Source organism: Thermococcus sp. (genome assembly GCF_027052235.1).
Taxonomy (GTDB): domain Archaea; phylum Methanobacteriota_B; class Thermococci; order Thermococcales; family Thermococcaceae; genus Thermococcus.
This window is the reverse complement of the sequence record NZ_JALUFF010000027.1, coordinates 22,233-42,267: the sequence shown is the minus strand read 5'-3', so window position 1 is coordinate 42,267 and position 20,035 is coordinate 22,233. Positions and strand designations below refer to the sequence as shown.

Below are 20,035 nucleotides of genomic sequence, written 5' to 3'. Positions count from 1 at the left end.
TTAAAAAGCACCTCGGGGGTTTCCCTTTAGGTGGTGTCAATGGGCAGGGTTAAGAGAGAACGGTGGAGCAAGGAGTTCAGCGAGTGGTACAACGAGATTATAGAGACGGCCGGGATACAAGATAAGCGCTACCCGGTTAAGGGAATGAACATATGGCTCCCCTACGGCCTTAAAATCATGCGAAACATAGAGAAGTTCATCCACGAGGAGATGGAGAGAACCGGCCACGACGAGGTTCTCTTCCCGGCTTTAATCCCAGAAACCGAGTTCCAGAAGGAGGCCGAGCACATAAAGGGCTTCGAGGACGAGGTTTACTGGGTTACCCATGCCGGTTTAGACCCGCTCGATATAAGGCTCATCCTCAGGCCGACGAGCGAGACCGCTATGTACTCCATGTTCTCCCTCTGGATACGGTCGCACGCGGATTTGCCCTTCAAGATATACCAGATAGTCAACGTTTACAGGTACGAGACCAAGCACACGAGACCGCTCATCCGCGTCAGGGAGATAAGCAGGTTTTTCGAGGCCCACACTGCCCACGACAGCTATGAGGACGCTGAGAGGCAGATAAGGGAAGACCTTGAGATATTCGACAGGCTCGCAAAGTTCCTAGCCCTGCCCTACATAGTCTCAAAGAGACCCGAGTGGGACAAGTTCCCGGGGGCTTACTACTCTCTCGGAGCAGAGGTCATGATGCCCGACGGAAGGACGCTCCAGATAGGGACGATGCACAACTACCGCCAGAACTTTGCCAAAGCCTACAACATCCAGTACGAGACAGAGACGGGAGACCATGAATACGTCCACCAGACGACCTTCGGAATGAGCGAGAGGCTTTTGGCGGCGGTCATAGCCATACACGGCGATGACAACGGTCTCGTCCTGCCCCCGACGATAGCACCGATACAGGTGGTAATCGTCCCCATCCCGAAGAAGGATGCAAAAGTCGACGTCTTCGCCTACGCGAGGGAGATAGCGGAAGAACTCAGAAACGCCGGAATCCGCGTCCACGTCGACGAGAGGGACATAAGACCGGGCAGGAAGTACTACGACTGGGAGCTGAAGGGAGTTCCGGTGAGAATAGAGGTCGGCCCGAGGGACGTTGAGGGCGGAAAGGCCGTCATAGCGAGGCGCGATACCCTCACAAAGGAGGTCGTTGAGAGGGATGAGCTCGTCGAGGCAGTCAGGAAAACCTTCGACGAGATAATGGAAAACCTCTATAACAGGGCGAAGGAGTTCCTCGAAAGGCACATCAAGCGCGTTGATACGATAGAGGAGGCAAAAGAGGTCTTCGAGGACAGGCGTGGGGTAGTGGAGATTCCCTGGTGTGGAGAGGAAGAATGTGGTCTGAAGATGGAGGAAGAGCTCGACGCCAAGATGCTCGGTGTTCCCTACCCGCTTGAGACCGCCAAGGCACCGGAAGGGAAGAAGTGCCCCGTTTGTGGAAGGGAGGCGAAGTTCATAGCGAGGTTCGCGAGGACTTACTGATTTCTCTTTCCCTTTTGGGTAATTTACTCCAGAGTAAATTACTTACGGGTAAACTACAGCCCGGGAGGCCCTCCCATGATACTCGGAATCCACGACGGCCATGATGCAGGAGCCGTTCTCATAAGCGAAGAGAATATTTTTGCAGTTAACGAGGAGCGCCTAAACAGAATCAAGAAGTACCGTGGTTTTCCAGAGCTCAGCGTAAGGAAAGTTCTTGAGATGGCCAAAGTGAAGCCGGAAGACGTTGAAGTCATAGCCGTTGCCGGGATTTTCAGGAAGCTCTCCCGCCTGAGGGAGCTTGAGGCCAACCTTAAGAGCCTCTTCGGGCCGGAGTTTAAGAGGAAGGTTCTCTTCGTGGAGCACCATTTAGCTCACTCCGCCTCTGCCTACTATACGAGTGGCTGGAGGGATGCCCTCGCTGTGAGCATTGACGCCGCCGGCGACGGCCTGAGCTCCTCCATCTACGTGGCCAGAGACGGGGAGATGATAAGGATAGCCCAGAGCACCTACGTTGACTCCCTCGGCGACTTCTACGCCTCCGTTACCGAGCTTTTAGGATTCAGACCGATGAGGCACGAGGGCAAGGTCATGAGCTTGGCCGCCTACGGAAAACCAGCCTATGATTTGAGCTCGGTAATCGAGCTGAACGGGCTGAGCTTTGAGAACCACCTCGGGGTCATAGGAGTTGAGGCGACGAAAAAGCTGGCGGAGTTCTTCAGGTTTCCGCTGAGGCACTCGAAGGAAATCGCACTTAGGCTGAAGAAGGGCGAACTCGACGGAAAGCTCCAGAGGAAGGCGATAGAGATAGCCTCCAGTGCGCAGGCCCACCTTGAGAAGCTGGTTGAAGAGCTGGGCCTGAAACTTAGGGAGAAGGGTCCGAGACTGGCCTACGCTGGTGGAGTGGCTCAGAACGTCAAGGCAAACGCAATCTTAAGGCACGTTTTCGGGGACGACAACCTCTGGGTATTTCCGGCCATGGACGACGGCGGGTTAGCCTTCGGGGCCGGAATCTTCGTTAAGGCCCAGATGGAGAGGCTCGACGGTAGGTGGGGGCCCTTCAAGCTTGAGCACGTCTACCTTGGGCCAGAATACGGGCAGGATTACGTGGAGGACTTTCTGAGAAAGGAGGGCCTTGAGTACGAGGAGGTTGACGTTTCGTCCTTCGTCGCCGATGTCCTCGTTGAGGGAAAGCTGGTTGGCCTCTTCCAGGGGGGGATGGAGTTCGGGCCGAGAGCCTTAGGAAACCGCTCGATTTTAGCCGACCCGAGAGATGAGAGCGTTAAGAAAAGGCTTAACGTTGCCCTGAAGAGGGACGTCTTCCAGCCCTTCGCACCCTCACTCCTCTGGGAGAAGGCCGATGAATACCTTGCGGACTTAAACGGGACGCCCAACGAGTTCATGACGATGAGCTATAAGGCAGACGAGGAGTTCAGGGAGCTCGCCCCTGCGGTGGTTCACGTCGATGGAACGACGAGGCCTCAGGCAGTTAGGAAAGAGGTTAACGAATCATACTATTCTGTAATTAAAGAATTCCATAAAAAGACAGGACTTGGAGCTGTTCTGAACACCAGCTTTAACATGCACGGCGAGCCGATAGTCTGCTCCCCTGAGGACGCGCTGAGAACCTTCAGGAAAGCTGGGCTTGACGTCCTGCTCTTCGGCAACTACGTCGTATCTCGCTGAGAGCCCCTGTTACGGGATTTCGGACTTTCTTATTTCCCTTTTCAGAAAATAAGCCCATATCAGAGTTCTGGAAGTCTTTAGTAACCTCCCGTAACTGTTTAACAGGATGATATATTGATGGCAAAAATCGTAACGAAATTTTTTCAGGATTTTGAAGAATGGCCTCTCAGCCTTTCTCAAGGCCGGACCCCTATTCAAATTGGACTTTTTGGCTTAAAAACGAGTTTAAATAGCCAAATCCATATTTGCATCCCATAGCTTGCCCCGGAAGTCTCATGCCCATCCTTATCCATGCCAGTGTATTGGGTGATAAAACGGGAGCTTCCTGTGAAAAAGATGCCTATGGCCCGCGAATTGGGGGCTTTTGAGGGCTTTTTGAAGTAACCTCCGGAGAAAGGCTTATAAGATTCAAGCCCTCTCATTCTTTTGTTGGGCGAATACTCGAAAAAACCGCCCTGTTGCAATAAGACTCTTGGAGAATTGAAACAGTTCAGGGGGGTAGCAGACCCAGAGGCCGTTATCGGTTGCAATAAGACTCTTGGAGAATTGAAACGAATTTCCTTCATCTTCATCCCCTCCTTTTCAATTCTGGTTGCAATAAGACTCTTGGAGAATTGAAACGACGCTCCTTCAAGGTTTCACCCATTCCCGTCATGTTCGTTGCAATAAGACTCTTGGAGAATTGAAACCGGCCATGACCGCACCCACGAGCCAATAAAACACGTTGCAATAAGACTCTTGGAGAATTGAAACAAAGGTGGTTGGAAATTGATCTCTGTTCGTGAGGACAGTTGCAATAAGACTCTTGGAGAATTGAAACCGTGATGATTATCCACTGAACCGGCTCGTCGTTCTGAGTTGCAATAAGACTCTTGGAGAATTGAAACCTACGAGGACTTTCATACCTTCTCCCCTCCGCAGTTTGTTGCAATAAGACTCTTGGAGAATTGAAACTGATATCTTCATGGGCGGCTGGCGCTCCACGCTCCCACGTTGCAATAAGACTCTTGGAGAATTGAAACTCATCAGGGACTTCATAGAGATTACTGAGGCAGGAGCGTTGCAATAAGACTCTTGGAGAATTGAAACCCTCCCTTTTTTTGCCCGCCAATCCACCGCCCGCCTTGTTGCAATAAGACTCTTGGAGAATTGAAACTTGTGGGCTTGATGATAATTACCTCCTTCAACTCCTCGGTTGCAATAAGACTCTTGGAGAATTGAAACTTGCTTAGCCCGAAGACCTCACGGGCCACGTCCTCGTGTTGCAATAAGACTCTTGGAGAATTGAAACTTGTTTCTTCCAATCACTCCACCTCCGCGAACGTGTGTTGCAATAAGACTCTTGGAGAATTGAAACTGGCGGGACTTCTCGGGGAAGAAGCTCGCTGAGACGAGTTGCAATAAGACTCTTGGAGAATTGAAACAGGCGAGAGGATTTCCTCGCTTTCCTCACTCATTGCGGTTGCAATAAGACTCTTGGAGAATTGAAACGCAACTTTCCCGGCGGCCCTACCAACATTCCATGCCCGTTGCAATAAGACTCTTGGAGAATTGAAACTCGAAAATGAAGAACAGAAAATTAAGAAGCCTTGGTTAGTTGCAATAAGACTCTTGGAGAATTGAAACGCCACCTGTCGCAGAGAAGGTAGAGCTTGCTACCTCCTGTTGCAATAAGACTCTTGGAGAATTGAAACATAACCCCTATACGTTGGCTCGACATCATAAGCGTCGTTGCAATAAGACTCTTGGAGAATTGAAACTGAACTCATAGATGTGGCGGGTGAAGCCATTGGCAAGTTGCAATAAGACTCTTGGAGAATTGAAACTACGCTTATGAGGGCTTCATAAGGGACGTTCTAATCGGGTTGCAATAAGACTCTTGGAGAATTGAAACTAGACTGCATCTACTATGAGGAACACGCTTAACAGGAGTTGCAATAAGACTCTTGGAGAATTGAAACAAGGCCTACCCGAATAGGGGAAATAGAGGGTGAGGGGCGTTGCAATAAGACTCTTGGAGAATTGAAACGTGAGGCTTCCGCCATAGCGCCCTGGAAGGCTTGCGGTGTTGCAATAAGACTCTTGGAGAATTGAAACTGAGCTCCCTACGACGGGTTATCGTCTCGGGCGTTAGGTTGCAATAAGACTCTTGGAGAATTGAAACTTGCAGAGCTTGCAAAGCTGTTCACAACTCCAGCCGTTGCAATAAGACTCTTGGAGAATTGAAACTAATCGAGAAAGTTACCTTGAACTTAGGCAGTACAGCGTTGCAATAAGACTCTTGGAGAATTGAAACGCTGCTCAGCATCTGAGCTGTTGAAATAAACGCTGAAAGTTGCAATAAGACTCTTGGAGAATTGAAACCGTTGCTGTCTGCGACCATTTCGTTGTATCTCTTTACGAGTTGCAATAAGACTCTTGGAGAATTGAAACCCATCCCATCCTCGCCCCACTCTGTCCGGTAGCGTATGTTGCAATAAGACTCTTGGAGAATTGAAACTATCTCAATCCCCCTCAGAATATAATGTATGGTATGCTGGTTGCAATAAGACTCTTGGAGAATTGAAACGAGAACGGCACGGTTCAGCTGTTTGCTAACGAAACTGTTGCAATAAGACTCTTGGAGAATTGAAACGAATAAGTGAAGAAATGAAACGCTCTACATAGCTTGTCGTTGCAATAAGACTCTTGGAGAATTGAAACCGTGATGTATTCGCTTGTGAGCTTTTCGTGAGAAAGCGTTGCAATAAGACTCTTGGAGAATTGAAACTCAAGTCATTCTGAAGCTCCTTCTCCGTCTTATAGACGTTGCAATAAGACTCTTGGAGAATTGAAACGAAGATTGAGGAGACGGACATGGGTGCAATTGACAGCAACGTGTTGCAATAAGACTCTTGGAGAATTGAAACCTGCCCAGTCAGCGATACGGCTCAGGAAGGCCATTTGTTGCAATAAGACTCTTGGAGAATTGAAACAACACTTGTACCCTCGCCTGGTCGAGAAGGGTGGCGAGTTGCAATAAGACTCTTGGAGAATTGAAACTTTTATGGCTTCATTGTAATCCTTTATGCTCATTGACGTTGCAATAAGACTCTTGGAGAATTGAAACGACGCCAAGACCCTCAGGGAGCAAGCACAGAGGGACATGGTTGCAATAAGACTCTTGGAGAATTGAAACAATATATGACTTCATCTGGGCAATCTGGGACGGCTATGTTGCAATAAGACTCTTGGAGAATTGAAACTTCGTCAAGGTTTTTTGGGAGTTTAAAGCTACTACCCTGTTGCAATAAGACTCTTGGAGAATTGAAACTACTTGCTGTTCTTCCTCTTGCTGACCTTGTAGTAAAGTTGCAATAAGACCCTGCAACAAGATTCTAAAAGAATCCAGTCCGCTCTTTCAGGCTTTGATGTCTGTTTCTGCGCTTCAAAGTCCATTTTTTCGGTGAGGTAACGTTATAAACATTGGGGAGAAGCCCCCTCGGTGGTGTTGATGGCGCTGAGCGACAGACTTGAACTGGTCAATCCTTCGGAGATAAGGAGGCTTTTCGACCTCGCCGCGGGTATGGAGAACGTCATCTCACTCGGAATAGGCGAGCCGGACTTCGTCACGCCCGCTCACATAAGGGAGTACGCGAAGGAGGCCCTCGACAAAGGGATGACCCACTACGGCCCGAACGCTGGCCTGCCCATGCTCAGGAGAGCCGTGGCGGAGAAGCTGAGGGAGCAGAACGGCATCGAAGTTGACCCGATGAGCGAGGTCATGATACTCGTCGGGGCCAACCAGGCCTTCCTTATGGGCATGGCAACGTTCCTTAAGGACGGAGAGGAGGTTCTCATCCCGTCCCCGATGTTCGTCAGCTACGCCCCGGCCGTTGTTCTAGCGGGAGGAAAGCCTGTTGAGGTTCCAACCTACGAGGAGAACGACTTCAGGCTGAGCGTTGATGATTTGGAGAAGCACGTCACCGGGAAGACCCGCGCGCTCATCATAAACACGCCCAACAACCCGACTGGAGCGGTTCTCACGAAGAAAGACCTTGAGGAGATAGCGGACTTCGCGGTCGAGCACGACCTGATAGTGCTCAGCGATGAGGTCTACGAGCACTTCGTCTACGATGGCGCTAAGAACCACAGCATAGCCTCCCTCGACGGGATGTTTGAGAGAACCATAACGATAAACGGTTTCTCCAAGACCTTCGCGATGACGGGCTGGCGCCTCGGCTTCGTCGCTGCTCCAGCATGGATCATAGAGAAGATGACCCGCTTCCAGATGTACAACGCCACCTGCCCGGTGACCTTCGTCCAGTACGCTGCTGCGAAAGCCCTCAGAGACCCGAGAAGCTGGGAGGCAGTGGAAGAGATGCGCAGAGAGTACGACAGGAGGAGGAAGCTCGTCTGGAAGCGCTTGAACGAGATGGGCCTGCCAACTGTTAAGCCAAAGGGGGCCTTCTACATCTTCCCGCGCATCAGGGACACAGGTTTGACAGACCACCAGTTCAGCGAGCTGATGCTCAACGAGGCCAGGGTTGCCGTTGTTCCCGGTTCGGCCTTCGGTAAGGCTGGCGAGGGCTACATAAGGATAAGCTACGCCACGGCCTACGAAAAGCTTGAAGAGGCAATGGACAGGATGGAGAAGGTTTTGAGGGAAAAGAGACTAGTCTGATTAAAGTCTCTCAAGCTCAACCTCCCTCACGACCCTTTTCTTTTCGTCGAAGTCTATGACCGCGTAGTAGTTCCTGAAGAGCGGGCCGGGGTTTACGATTACCGTCGGGCCAAGCCTGTCAACGCTTCTCGCCTCGTGGATGTGCCCGGTGACGACGAGCGGTGGCTCTTCCCTCTCGATGAACTCCCTGAGTGCCGAACTGCCGACGTGAAGGCCGGAGTGAACCCTGTCAGCCTTCGTGTCTTTTGGGGGAACGTGGGAGAGTATTATATCCCCCTCCCTGTAGTTGCTCTCAAGGATTCTCGCTATCTCCTCCTCGCTCAGCTCCCAGACTGTGCTGAAGGGCGTAACGTTCGAGCCACCGATGCCGACGAAGCCAACCCCACCGACCTCGACCCTCCTGTCGTGTATCCCCACCCCGAGCCCCTCTAGGAAGGCCGGGACGTCCCTGCCGTCGCAGTTGCCGTGGACGGCCAGAAGGGGCTTTCCAAGGGAGAGAAGCTGTTCAAGGACTTTTCTTGCTGTCTCTGCCCCAGAGAAGTTCGTTATATCGCCGGCGATTAGGAGAACGTCAAAGGATTGCTCCCCGAGCTTCTCGACGAGCCTGCGAACAGGCCCGGCCCTTCCGTGGATGTCCGTGATGGCCACTATCCTCATTCTCATCACCCCACTCTGAGAGGGAGGGCCAGTTTAAGGGCCTTTCTTCGACGATTGGCTAAATCTGTTTAAGCGTTCACCGTAAACCTTATAAGGTTTAGGAGCACCTAATAGTTAGGTGGAGCCCATGGAGAGGGTTAAGTCAATACTGAAGAGGCGCCTTGAGGTCGTGAAGAAGAGGAAGGAGCTCCTCACCCTTGAGGAGGCAAGGCTTGTGAGGATGGCGAAGCAGAGGAAGGAGGTCGCCCACAAGCTCTCAAAGGTCAAGAAGGAGAGGTTTGCAGTAATGGCCGAGGAAGCGAGGCTCATAAGGATAATAAAACAGCACCACAGCGCAACCTCGTGAAGGAATAAAAAAGCGTCAGAAGACGCTTATCTTGTCCTCAAGTATCATTTTCTGTATCTTTGTTATGTTGGCCAGCCACTCGTCGGCTATCTCGTAGGCTGGCTTTTCGAGGACGTCTATTGAGTAGTCCTTCTCGGGGATTATCTGGATGCTCGCAACGAGAGGCTCGTCAATGGGCTTGCCTATCTGGCTGAGTATCCTGACGTAGACCTCCTTAACCCCCTCGACCTGCTCGGCTATGTCGTTGGCTATTAGCATCGAGAGGATGTTGTATATCTTTCCGACGTGGGAAACCGGGTTCTTTCCGGCTGCTGCCTCCATACTCATGTGCCTGTTCGGGGTTATGAGCCCATTGACGCGGTTGCCTCTGCCAACGCTACCGTCGTCTCCAGCCTCCGCGCTGGTTCCTGTTACTGTGATGTAGTATATGCCGTTCTTCGGGTCGTCGGCGGTGTTTACGTAAACCTTCGTCGGCCTCTCGGTGTGTGCCTCCACGATTTCCCAGGCTGCGTCGTGAATGGCCTCTTTAACCGCCATGTAGTCATCGGGGTTGTCCACCTCGCTGTCAACTATGGCGGCAGCGATAGTGAGGTCTATCTCGTCGCCCTTCCTGAGGCCCATGACCTTTATGTCCTCACCAACTGCCGGCCACTCCTTCTTGAACTTCTCGCTGTTGAGAAGCTTTTCCGTCTCAAGGACTATCCGCTCGGTCTCGCTGAGCGGTGCGTAGCCGACGCCGAAGCTCGTGTCGTTCGCGAGCGGAATCGGGTTCTCTCTGGCCTTGTTAAAGACCCCAACGAGGTCAACGCTTCCCTGGCCTATGCGGGAGTCTATGACGACGTGGTTCTCGATGTCGAGGTGCCTGACGGCCTTCTTGAGGTACTCCTTCGCGGCCTTTATGGCGACCTCGTGAACCGGGAAGAGCTCCCTGTCAACGAGCTCAACGGCCCTTCCGGAGAGGAGGATGTAGATGGGCTTTATGACCTCCCCACCGCCGAACCTCGGGTAGGCCCTTCCGCCAACGACCTCGACCTGGTCGGTGTTGTGGTGGAGGATGATTCCATAGCGCTTTATGTACTCCCTGCTGAGGGCCCTGCTTACCGCCTCGGCGATGCCATCTGCTATGCTGTCGGGGTGGCCTATTCCCTTCCTTTCAACGAGCTCGACCTTCTGCATCTCGACCGGGGTTCTTACCATTTCCTCAACGACGATGTTCCTTACCTTTTCAGCCATGAGCGTCACCACCTTTCCTTTCAGCAGAACCAGCTCAGTCGGTCATCTTATATAATTTTCGGCATAGGAAAAGCCCACTCTCATTCCTGAGAGTTATTAACATCGAAACCCTTAAAGGCACCGCCAAAAAATTTTCAATGACGGTCCCGCCCGGTGGCCCGGGCCCGGGAGGGGGCTGAGCCGTCGATGAGCGGGTGCGACGATGCCGGGCGGACAGGGCCCGCCCTCCGGACTGCCTGAGACTGCCGGGTGGCAGGCTATGAAGGCCGGGGATCGGCCGGGCCCACACTTTTAAGGTTCTCCTCCAACCCTCAAGCGGTGATAGGTCTTGGAGATAGAGGAGATAGTCGAGGCCATAAGAGCCGAGCTCGATGAAAAGGATTCTCTCAGGGAGGAGGCCCTCAAGCTGACGCGGGAAATCATAAGGCTCAGCGGGGACACGATAAAGGCCCTCCACAGAGGAGAAGTTGAGAAAGCTGAAGAAAGGTTTAGGAACGCCGGGGAGAGGGTGAAGGAACTCAGGGAGAAGCTGAAGGAGCACCCGGACCTCTACTACACCGGCTACGTGCAAAGTGCACACCAGGAGTACGTCGAGTCGGCGCTCTTCTTGAGCTACGTCACAGGCAGGCCGTATCCGACTCCGGATGAACTGGGCGTTCCAAAGGCCGACTACGCCCTCGGGATAGGGGACTTCATCGGAGAGCTGAGGCGCCACTTCCTCCTCCGCCTCCTTGAGAGCGATTTAGATGGGGCCGAGAGGGCATACCGCGAGATGGAGAGAACCTACAACGCCCTGATGACCCTCGAATACCCCAAGGGGCTCGTGAACATCCGGCAGAAGCAGGACCAGGCAAGATACGTCCTTGAGAGAACCCTGGAGGACTTGACGAGGGCTAAGCTGGGAAACGAGCTGGAGGAAATGCTTGAGGGCCTCATGGAGAGACTCAGCTAGGGGACTTCTGGAGATGACAGAGGAGAAGCTGAGACTAATAGCCGAGATACAGAGAAAGCTCGCCGGGAGAGTTGTGGAAAGACCGCTCCCGGTAGGGAAAGTGAAGAGAGTCGGTGCAGTTGACGTCTCCTACAGAGGGGACATGGCCTTTCCAGCCTTCGTTCTCTGCTCATTCCCCGAATGCGAACCGCTGAAGACAAGGACTGCAAAGGTTAAAGTTGGCTACCCCTACGTTCCCACCTTCTTCTTCATCCGCGAGACCGGCCCAATTCTCAGGGTAGTCCTCAGGGAGAAGTTCGACGTCCTCCTTGTTGAGGGACACGGGAAGGCCCATCCCAGGGGATACGGCTTAGCCAGCCATGTTGGGCTGGTTCTCAAAAAGCCCACGATAGGCGTCGCAAAGAGGCCCCTCCGAGGGGTTTCCCGGGAGCTGTACGTGAGGGTGGGAAAAGCTTATGTAAGCGCTGGGCATCTCGTTGACTTGGAGTCAGCAGTAAAAATCGTCGAGTCTTTGGAGGTGAGGGGCTACCCGAGACCGCTGAGGCTCGCAGACAGACTTTCGAGGGTGAGAAGATGAGAAAGATACTCCTACTTATCAGCCTTGCAAAGAGGGGCGCACTCGGAAAGATGACACCGGTAACCGTGAGGGAGCTCGCGGGGGAGCTTGGAACATCCCCACAGACGGTTCTGAGGCTCCTCAGGGAGATGGAAAAGGAAGGCCTCTTGAGGAGGGAAAGCCGGGGAAAGAGGACGCTCGTCGAGGTAACAGCCGAGGGCGCCCGCTTCCTTGAGGAGCTGTGCGAGGAGATAACCGAGGCAATATCCGGGGGTGTGATAATAGGGGAGGTCGTCTCGGGTCTCGGAGAGGGGGCCTACTACGTTAAGCTCTACGCCCCGCTCATAAGGGAATACCTCGGCTTTGATCCCTACCCGGGGACGCTAAACGTCAGGGTTCTCTTCCCAAAGACCGTGTTCGACGCCCTCTGCAACGTCAGGCCGGTGATACTCCCAGGATTTGTCAAAGACGGGAGAACCTTCGGGGACGTCAAGGCCTATAGGGTCAGAATAGATGGCGTTGAAGGGGCGATAGTTATACCTTCAAGGACTGTCCATCCCCCCAAGATAGCTGAGGTAATAGCCCCGATAAACCTCAGGGAGAGGCTCGGCCTTAAGGACGGGGACAGGGTTAGACTGGAGGTCGTTAGGGAATGAACTGGAGGGGAGTCGTTGCAGTAGCCGGCCTCGGCGCCTTTCTGGGCTTCCTTCTCGTGGTTTTCTCCTACGACTCCTTCGAGAACGAGCTCTTCCTTTACGCCATCCCCCTCGGTGCCGTAGCCGGAGCCTTCGCGGGAAGTAGGGTTGAGGAGAAGTTTACCGCATCATCCCTCGCGTTTCTCCTCGGTCTGGCCGTTACACTTACCCTGGGCCTCCTCTGGGGAAGGTGGGGAATCGGGAATGCGAGGTTCTTCTTGGCCTTCGTTACGGTTTTGATGCTGTTAATAAAACCATCCAGCCTGAAGGACGTTGCACTCGTTCCGGCCGACTACACGGGGGGTTTCGCGCTCTCCCTTCTCATCCTGAAGTTCTACGGACCGATACAGGCCGTTGAGGGCGGAATCCACGCCATCGTGGTCTTTTCGGGGATGGCCCTAACGCTGTCCTTCTTCGCCTCGCTGGGCAGGTGGGGCTTTGAGAAGTTTCGCTCCATCGGGAAAGACAACGCTTAAATACGTCCACCGATAACCAAATCCGGTGATTGAAATGGTGATGCGCCTTTCGAAGCTCTACGGCAAGCAGATTTACAACACCAAGGGCTACTACGTTGGCTACGTTGACGAGGTCTTAATTCAGATCGACAGGGGAGAGGGAAAGGTACTGGCCCTCGTCCTGCCCGGAGAAAAGGTGGGCATACCCTATGACAGGGTGACTGCCATAGGCGACATCGTCCTCGTGAGGGCCAAGGAGGATTAGCCCTCCTTTACCTTTAGTGCCTCAAGGAACTTCTCCGTTATCGCCTCCTCCACAAGCCGGAGAAGGGAGTTTTTGTCCTTCGCAAGGGTGAATATTCCAAGTCTTATCCTCGCTCCCCCAGCGCGGGCATGGCCTCCGCCGCTGCCCATTTCACCGAAGGCCTCCCTCATCACCGCCCCTATGTTCACCCTTACGTCCCGGGTTCTCGCGGATATCTCAATGCTGTCGTCAACTATACCGAAGACAAGGACGGTATTTATTCCCTCAAGCCTGAGGAGAAAATCAGCGGCCTCCGCTAATGCGTCTCTGTTTGTTATAAAACCAACGTTGCTTATCACTATGTTTTTGTAAATCCTTCTGTGGAGTATCGCCTTGGCCAGCACCTCGGCGGTTTCGGTGCTTATATCCGGGTGTTCAATCTTATCGAGTAGCTCGTAATCAACCTTACCCGCAAGGTACTCGATGGCCTTAAGGTCAACGTGGCTGAGCTTGGAGAACTTCTTGGTGTCAACGTAGATGCCGTAGAAAAGGGCAGTTGCAAGCAGAGGGGTAACTTCGAGGTTAAGCCCCCTAAGGTACTCAACTATTATTGCGGAGGAGGAGTTAACGTCAGGGCGTATGTCGAGGAAGGCACCCCTCGGTATGTAATCCGAAAGATTCTGAAGAATTTGATGATGATCTATAACCACCTGTATCTTCTCGTAGTCGGACTTCTCAAGGATTGTTATGTTGCCGTTTGGCTGGCAGTCCACAAGGGCTATGAATGGGTAGCGCTTGAGCTCGTATGAACCCCGCGAGACCTTCATGAGCTCGATACCGAGAAGGTTCACAAAGGCCCTGTTTTCGTGGTGGGTTATCTCACCGCCGTAGACTATCTTCGTCTTGAAGCCGAGGGTCTGGGCTATGAGGCCAAGCCCGGCGGCGCTCGCTATTGAGTCTGGATCAGGATTGTCGTGCATCACTATGAGGAGGGAGTCCCCCTTTTCGCGGAGGGCTTTGAGGTGCTTTATGAGTAGGTTGACGTTCTTCCGTTCTCCAATCATCTCGACAGTCCTTATCATAGCCTCCCTGAGGGCCATTCTGGGGGATATTCCATAATCAACCCTCACATCTGACTCGAACTCCTCCAAAAGCTGTCTTCTCAGCTCATCGAGCGTAACACCATCCGGAAGAACAGTGAGTATTGGGACGTCCTTGTTGTTAGTCCGTATAACGTAGATGGTCTTTTTTATTGTGTTGAGGTCAGCAGTCGTTATTATCACAAGATCCACGTTCTCTATGCCCGCTTTGAGAAGTGTGGCAGTGTAGGAGAAGTCACCGTGGACAACACGAAAACCACCTTCTTCGAGGGATTTGGCCCTGAGTTCATCCCTTTCAACGATGGTAACATCGAACTCCCCCTTAAGGGCCTCAGCTATTGAGCGACCTATGATACCGCCACCGAGGATGAGCACCCTCATGAGCACCACCTTGATTTGCACAACAATGTTTAAATATAGGCTCTGATATACCAATATGCGGAATCTTTAGTTGCAGATTTCTCTATTTCGACAGGGATATATATAGCTAATGGTGATGGCGATGCAGCTACCGGACAAGGCCCCCCTCTCAGAAAATGTGGTCATAACCTCAAGGGAGGAACTGGCGAAGCTCGTAAGCGAGGCCCTTTCAAAGGGCAGTGGGGCTTTTCTTAAGGCCTTCGCAAAGGACAGCAGAGGAAAGTACTACCTAACCGTGCTCTTCGATAGGACAAAGGTTCTGGCGGCCGAATGCCTTCTCCTAGACAGCGGGCAGACGCTCATCGGGGCCGATGCCGTTGAACTCTTCAAATCCATTCTTTCAAACCCGATGGTCGTTGATGTCTACGCCCTGGATGAGATAGAACTCAAGATGTCAGTGGCCGAGAACCTCGAAGCATATTCCGAGACACCAAAGGTTCAGCTCTCAGAGCTCTTCGGGGAAAATCTAGAGGTCTCAAAAGTAGCTCCTCCAAAACCTGAAGTGAAGCCCCCCGAGGTGAAACCAAAGCCCGTCGCGCCTGCACCCAAACCGGCCCCTCAACCGGCCCAGCCAGTCCCCAAAAAGCCGGAGGTCATCGTCAACTTTACCGGCGGAACGCTTCCCGAGAGCGCTTTCCAGAAATACGCCGAGAACATAATCAAAGAGTCCCAGAGGATAAAGGGCCTTAGAATATGGAAAATAGAGTTCGACGCTAACGTTGGCGAGGGCGTCGTTTACCTCAACGTCAGGGTCTACGGAACCTCCGAGAGCGGGAACAAGAGGGAGATTGAGATAGCCGAAAAGAGGGTGTTCCACATAGTCAGCAAGCACGCCCCGGTTCTCCTCAGAGAAGCGGAGGTCAAGCCAATCCTCAGGGACATCAGCGTGGTCATAAACGGTCGGGAGGTCAAACCTCAGGAGATAGTGGAAACGGAGAAGAAAAAAGAGGGTAACGTCACGGCCGATGGCAGAATAAGGCTCTCCGTCCTTGAGGATGTATGGCCCTACTTCAGCAACTTTGCAAAAACAGTCGTTCAGGAGATAGAGGAAGCGGGGATAAAGGTAACGAGGGCATACTTTGACGTGAGGGGCAGGAGGGAGTTCGAAGTCAATCTAGCGGTTGCGGTTGAAAGTTCCCTTGACAGACCCTCCGTAGAGAAGATGATAAGGACTATTCTAACCAGACATGCCAGAGAGCTCGGCCGGACGATCGCCCGTTACATCTCCGTCCATAGAATTGATGTTGAGCTCATAGAGATTCAACCAGAGATCAAACCAACAGCTCCGACAGTGACATCCACCAAAGCGGCTGAGATACTTGCCAAGAAGGAACTCCTTGAGAAGGAGGTTGAAAAGCTCCTCAAAGAGGCTGGAATTGAAGAGCTAAGCCACCTGACCGAAACCAAGAAGAGGGAGGCCGAGCAGACCCTCCTCAAGAGCAGGATAGAACCCGCAATAGAGACCCTCAAAAGCAGGGTTCACGCGGAGCTCAAACTGATTCCGAGGGCAACGTTCAAGTGGCTCAAACTCAACCATGAGGTTCAGGGTGGAACCGTTTACGTGGATATGGAAGCGAGCTTCGCGAAGGAGAACGTGGGAGGACTGTTCGGGGCGTACTCGGCCGTCTCAGATGAAAAAATAAAGCAGGACATCAGGGAGACCGTGCTCAGAATCATCAGAGAGGTTTCCAGGGAGTACGGCGTTCCGATAAGTCTCCGCAGACTCAACGTAATCCTTCGCTGACTCTTCTTTTTCAATTTCAGCACTCAAGATCGTCATCATCCCTGCGTCAGCACTGCCGAGATCATCATCAAAGGAAGAAAAAACTCCGCGGTTTAAGTTTTTTTCATATCCTCATCGAAACGCTAAATCGCTAATTTTTTAAGCTTCTCCACCAGTGGACAGCCATGAACACTCTACTCGGTGTAACTCTGGCCCTCATATCGGCCTTTTCCTGGGCCTCCGCAACCATACTCGTCAGGATAGGCCTACGAAACCTTTCGCCTGTAGGGGCCAACATCTTCAGGCTATACATTGCTGGAAGCATATTTCTCCTGACGTTTTATGTAACCGGTAACCTGTCGGCGTTTAAGCTTCCCCCGCGATTGCTGCTCCTTGCCTTCACCTCAGGGGTTTTTGGCTTCGTAATCGGTGACTACTTCTACTTCCATGCCCTCAAGAGGATGGGGGTTTCAAGAACCGTCCCCATAACCTCCACATACCCTCTGTGGACGATACTCTGGGCGGTGCTCTTTCTCGGAAAGCAGGTCAAGCCCCAGGTGGTTATCGGGGCAATCCTAGTTGTGCTCGCCATAATCATCGTCAAGCGCGCCGAGGAAGAAGAGAACACCGACAGGAAGGGTTTTATATTTGCGTTCCTTGCACCAATCTCTTGGAGCGTGGCTATAGTCCTGATGCAGTACCTCACGGCCTACATCCCCAACCTCCAGCTGGCGGGGTTAAGGATGATATTCGGGGCTGTTGGCATCTCCCTCTTCCTTCCGAGGTATGGGCGGGAGGTCATCAGCATGCGGTTTAAGGAAGTCCTATCGCTGACGGGTGCCTCCATTCTCGGTCTCGTCGTGGGACAGTACCTCTTCGTTTACTCCGTTGCACTGGTTGGGGCGCCCATAGCGGCACCCGTCTCGGCGATAAACCCGATAATAGCCTCCCTTCTAGCTGTTCTGCTCCTCAGGGAGAAGCCTAACAGGCGCATCTTCGAGGGCCTTATCCTCGCGGTCGTTGGTGTAATACTTATATCGACGGCTTAAGTTTTTAAGGAAGAGACCTCAGAACAGAATGCCGACAGCGGGGGGACAATCGTCTCCTCGCACGGGCTCGGTCAACCCGCCTCCGCGAGGTATCGGGTTCCGTGAGCGGAGCGTGCTCACGCCGAGCCCACAGGGCCGGGAGCATCCACCCGCGCGAGCGATGAACGCGGGCCTCTGTGCCCGGCCCACACTTCGACGCCCTTCTGAGGAAAGCTTATAATACCCGGAACTGACCAATAACTGGTGGTTATTTATGGTCGTAATTCCCCGGCCCATTGATCCCAGGGAGATACGCAGGATTAGAAAGGAACTCGGCATAACCCAGGAGGAGCTAGCCAGGAAAGCTGGGGTGACCCAGGCTTACATAGCAAAGCTTGAGGCCGGGAAGGTTGACCCGAGGCTCTCCACCCTCAACAGAATCCTGCAGGCCCTCCTCGAATGCAAGCGCGCGAGGCCCAGGGCAAAGGACGTGATGTCCTCACCGGTAATCTCGGTCAAGCCCTACGAGAGCGTGGAGAAGGTAATAAAGCTGATGAACACCCACAACATCTCCCAGATACCGGTGATTTCTGGCAACAAGGTCGTCGGCTCCGTAACGGAAAGAACCCTCGTCAGGAAGAGCCTCGAATACGAGGACATCTACGGCAGGAAGGTAATGGAAATTATGGAGGAGCCCTTCCCGATAGTCAATGAGGAAGAGGACCTTGAGGTCGTCAAATATCTTCTTGAAGAGCATCCCGCGGTTCTCGTTCAGAACAGAGAGGGCAAAATCGTTGGCATAATAACTCGCGTTGACATCTTCAGGACAAAGGGCTGATGGAGAAATTATCCATCAACTTTATATACTCCCACCCGAACCCCACCTGGACAAAACATCCAGGTGGTTGAAGTGAAGTCCCGGGCATTCCTGCTTCTGGTACTCCTGATAGGGGCCGTTGTGGCCTCCGGATGTATGGGCTCGAACTCCGCAAACACCCCGAGCACCACGAAGAGCCCGGAGCAAAGTCTCTCAAAGACCCAGACAGCGTCGCAGGCAACCTACAGATCTCACTACCCCCTTGAAGTCAGGGACTTCGCCAACAGGACTGTAACGATAAAGACCGAGCCCCGGAGAGTCGTCTCTCTGGCACCCAGCATAACAGAGGACCTCTATTACCTCGGCCTCCTCGACAGGGTCGTCGGAATCACTGGCTATGAAGACTGGCCGGAGGAGGCAAAGAAAATAGAGTCCGTCGGTGGTTACGGTGCCTACGCCAACCTTGAGGTCATAGCGAGCCTGAAGCCCGACCTAATCTTAGCTGACAGCGCGGTCTTTTACAAGGAGGGCTTCCTCGAAAACCTCGAAAAGATAGCACCGGTGGTAATCATTGACCCGAAAGGCATTGATGAGATACCGAGGGCGATAGAACTTCTCGGGAAGGTCTTTGGAAGGGAGGAAAAGGCCAAGGAAGTCATTGAAGAGTTCAACGCTAAGGTTAATGCACTCCGCGAGGCCACCTCCGGAAAGGAGAGGCCGAAGGTCTTCTACGTCGTCTGGCACGACCCCCTCACAACGGCCGGCGGGGACACCTTCATAAACGATGTAATCTTCCTCGCCGGAGGAGTCAACGTTTTCAATGACACTAAGGGCTGGCCTCAGGTGAGCAGGGAGGAAGTCCTAGCCAGAAACCCCGACGTTATAGTTCTGACCCCGCACTGCGGTCTCGGGCTTGAGGATGCCTACAGGCTCTTCGCCGGCACGAAGGCCGTTAAAACCGGCCACGTTTACCTCATCGAAAACGAGAACGACCTGATTCACCCCAGCCCCCGCATAGTGAGGGGAATTGAAGCTATGGCAAAGCTCCTGCATCCTGAGGCCTTCAAAACCAGGTACCCGCTAACGATAAGGGACATGATGAACAGAACTGTAACAATAAAGGCTGAACCCCAGAGGGTTGTTTCCCTGGCACCGAGCATAACCGAGACGGTCTTTTACCTTGGAGCGGGAGATAAGCTCGTTGGCGTGACCAAGTGGGCCGACTGGCCACCGGCGGTGAAGAACATAACCAGGGTCGGTGGTTACGGTGCCTACGCCAACCTTGAGGTCATAGCGAGCTTAAAGCCCGACCTGATTTTAGCTGATAACGCCGTTCTCTACAAGAAGGGCTTCCTCGAAAACCTCGAAAAGATAGCACCGGTGGTAATACTCAACCCGAAGGGCATCGATGAGGTATACACCCAGGTCGAGCTCCTCGGAAAGGTTCTCAACAGGGAGGAGCAAGCACTACTCGTGACGGCAGAGATGAAGGCCAGAATAGGCTCCATTCAGGGAGCGGTCTCAAACCTTACCAGGCCCAAGGTTATGTACCTGATAAGCACCTACAACGGCTACTGGATAGCAGGGAAGGACACCTTTGCAGACGACCTCATAAAGCTCGCCGGGGGAGAGAACGCCTTCGAGGACGTGACCGGCTGGAAGGCGGTGAGCGCGGAGGAAATAGTGGCCAGAAACCCGGATGTCGTGGTAATAGCATCGGCCTACGTCAGCCCGGACATCTTCTGCTCGGGCCCGCTCTCAACGATAAAGGCCTCGAAGGAGGGCAAAGTGTACACCGTCAGCGACCCCAACGTCTTCCAGAGGCCCAGTCCAAGGGTTGTTCTAGCTCTTGAGGAACTTGCGAAGCTCCTCCACCCGGAGGCCTTCAAATTCACGCCACCGGCCCTTGCCTGCCAGACGAACTCAACCGCCAACGCAACGGGATGATTTTTAAGCCATCCCCCTTTCTATTTTC

16 protein-coding genes and 1 CRISPR repeat array are annotated in these 20,035 nt (G+C 53.0%); of the genes, 13 read left to right on the top strand and 3 right to left on the bottom strand.

Going from position 1 to position 20,035, the window contains the following annotated elements:
- Positions 1 to 39: 39 nt before the first annotated feature.
- The 3 genes from proS (at position 40) to MVC73_RS02645 (ending at position 7,834) form a co-directional block, all read left to right on the top strand.
- Complete coding sequence (proS, locus tag MVC73_RS02655; protein WP_297506861.1) at positions 40 to 1,488, top strand: proline--tRNA ligase; 1,449 nt, start codon at positions 40 to 42, stop codon at positions 1,486 to 1,488.
- Positions 1,489 to 1,563: 75 nt separating this feature from the next.
- Complete coding sequence (locus MVC73_RS02650) at positions 1,564 to 3,171, top strand: carbamoyltransferase (RefSeq protein ID WP_297506621.1); 1,608 nt, start codon at positions 1,564 to 1,566, stop codon at positions 3,169 to 3,171.
- 457 nt (positions 3,172 to 3,628) lie between these two features.
- Positions 3,629 to 6,551: a CRISPR direct-repeat array (repeat unit 30 nt; unit sequence GTTGCAATAAGACTCTTGGAGAATTGAAAC).
- A gap of 113 nt (positions 6,552 to 6,664) precedes the next feature.
- Positions 6,665 to 7,834 carry a pyridoxal phosphate-dependent aminotransferase gene (locus MVC73_RS02645; protein WP_297506859.1) on the top strand — a complete coding sequence of 390 codons (1,170 nt, stop codon included), beginning with the start codon at positions 6,665 to 6,667 and terminating at the stop codon, positions 7,832 to 7,834.
- Here the strand turns inward: MVC73_RS02645 and MVC73_RS02640 are convergent, their stop codons facing one another.
- Positions 7,835 to 8,491, bottom strand: coding sequence for a metallophosphoesterase (locus tag MVC73_RS02640; protein ID WP_297506857.1), 657 nt, complete (start codon positions 8,489 to 8,491; stop codon positions 7,835 to 7,837). It abuts the gene before it with no gap.
- A 127-nt stretch (positions 8,492 to 8,618) separates the two neighbouring features.
- Between MVC73_RS02640 and MVC73_RS02635 the strand changes: the two genes are divergently transcribed.
- Positions 8,619 to 8,837: a hypothetical protein gene (locus MVC73_RS02635; RefSeq protein ID WP_297506855.1), complete on the top strand. Its 219-nt coding sequence runs from the start codon at positions 8,619 to 8,621 to the stop codon at positions 8,835 to 8,837.
- 15 nt (positions 8,838 to 8,852) lie between these two features.
- Here MVC73_RS02635 and MVC73_RS02630 read toward each other — a convergent pair whose 3' ends face one another.
- Positions 8,853 to 10,070, bottom strand: a complete 1,218-nt coding sequence (locus MVC73_RS02630; protein WP_297506619.1) for a methionine adenosyltransferase — start codon at positions 10,068 to 10,070, stop codon at positions 8,853 to 8,855.
- Between the two features lie 328 nt (positions 10,071 to 10,398).
- Between MVC73_RS02630 and MVC73_RS02625 the strand changes: the two genes are divergently transcribed.
- The 5 genes from MVC73_RS02625 to MVC73_RS02605 are packed head-to-tail and all read left to right on the top strand — an operon-like array spanning position 10,399 to position 12,993.
- Positions 10,399 to 11,022 carry a haloacid dehalogenase gene (locus MVC73_RS02625; RefSeq protein ID WP_297506617.1) on the top strand — a complete coding sequence of 208 codons (624 nt, stop codon included), beginning with the start codon at positions 10,399 to 10,401 and terminating at the stop codon, positions 11,020 to 11,022.
- Positions 11,023 to 11,035: 13 nt separating this feature from the next.
- The gene (locus tag MVC73_RS02620) at positions 11,036 to 11,599 is read left to right on the top strand and encodes an endonuclease V (protein ID WP_297506615.1); all 564 of its coding nucleotides are present in this window, start codon (positions 11,036 to 11,038) and stop codon (positions 11,597 to 11,599) included.
- Entirely contained in the window at positions 11,596 to 12,234 is a 639-nt protein-coding gene (locus MVC73_RS02615) for a CTP-dependent riboflavin kinase (RefSeq protein ID WP_297506614.1), read from the top strand. Before MVC73_RS02620 ends, MVC73_RS02615 begins: the two co-directional genes overlap by 4 nt.
- Positions 12,231 to 12,749: a hypothetical protein gene (locus MVC73_RS02610; protein ID WP_297506612.1), complete on the top strand. Its 519-nt coding sequence runs from the start codon at positions 12,231 to 12,233 to the stop codon at positions 12,747 to 12,749. Before MVC73_RS02615 ends, MVC73_RS02610 begins: the two co-directional genes overlap by 4 nt.
- A 34-nt stretch (positions 12,750 to 12,783) precedes the next feature.
- Positions 12,784 to 12,993, top strand: a complete 210-nt coding sequence (locus MVC73_RS02605; RefSeq protein WP_297506853.1) for a PRC-barrel domain-containing protein — start codon at positions 12,784 to 12,786, stop codon at positions 12,991 to 12,993.
- Here the strand turns inward: MVC73_RS02605 and MVC73_RS02600 are convergent.
- Positions 12,990 to 14,453 carry a DHH family phosphoesterase gene (locus MVC73_RS02600; protein ID WP_297506851.1) on the bottom strand — a complete coding sequence of 488 codons (1,464 nt, stop codon included), beginning with the start codon at positions 14,451 to 14,453 and terminating at the stop codon, positions 12,990 to 12,992. The genes MVC73_RS02605 and MVC73_RS02600 overlap by 4 nt on opposite strands.
- A gap of 115 nt (positions 14,454 to 14,568) precedes the next feature.
- Here MVC73_RS02600 and MVC73_RS02595 point away from each other — a divergent pair, with 115 nt between their 5' ends.
- The 4 genes from MVC73_RS02595 (at position 14,569) to MVC73_RS02580 (ending at position 20,007) form a co-directional block, all read left to right on the top strand.
- Positions 14,569 to 16,236: a hypothetical protein gene (locus MVC73_RS02595; RefSeq protein ID WP_366938917.1), complete on the top strand. Its 1,668-nt coding sequence runs from the start codon at positions 14,569 to 14,571 to the stop codon at positions 16,234 to 16,236.
- Positions 16,237 to 16,400: 164 nt separating this feature from the next.
- Positions 16,401 to 17,264, top strand: a complete 864-nt coding sequence (locus MVC73_RS02590) for a DMT family transporter (protein ID WP_297506610.1) — start codon at positions 16,401 to 16,403, stop codon at positions 17,262 to 17,264.
- A 253-nt stretch (positions 17,265 to 17,517) separates the two neighbouring features.
- Positions 17,518 to 18,081 carry a CBS domain-containing protein gene (locus MVC73_RS02585; RefSeq protein WP_297506608.1) on the top strand — a complete coding sequence of 188 codons (564 nt, stop codon included), beginning with the start codon at positions 17,518 to 17,520 and terminating at the stop codon, positions 18,079 to 18,081.
- A 72-nt stretch (positions 18,082 to 18,153) separates the two neighbouring features.
- Positions 18,154 to 20,007 carry an ABC transporter substrate-binding protein gene (locus MVC73_RS02580; protein ID WP_297506606.1) on the top strand — a complete coding sequence of 618 codons (1,854 nt, stop codon included), beginning with the start codon at positions 18,154 to 18,156 and terminating at the stop codon, positions 20,005 to 20,007.
- Positions 20,008 to 20,035: the final 28 nt, after the last annotated feature.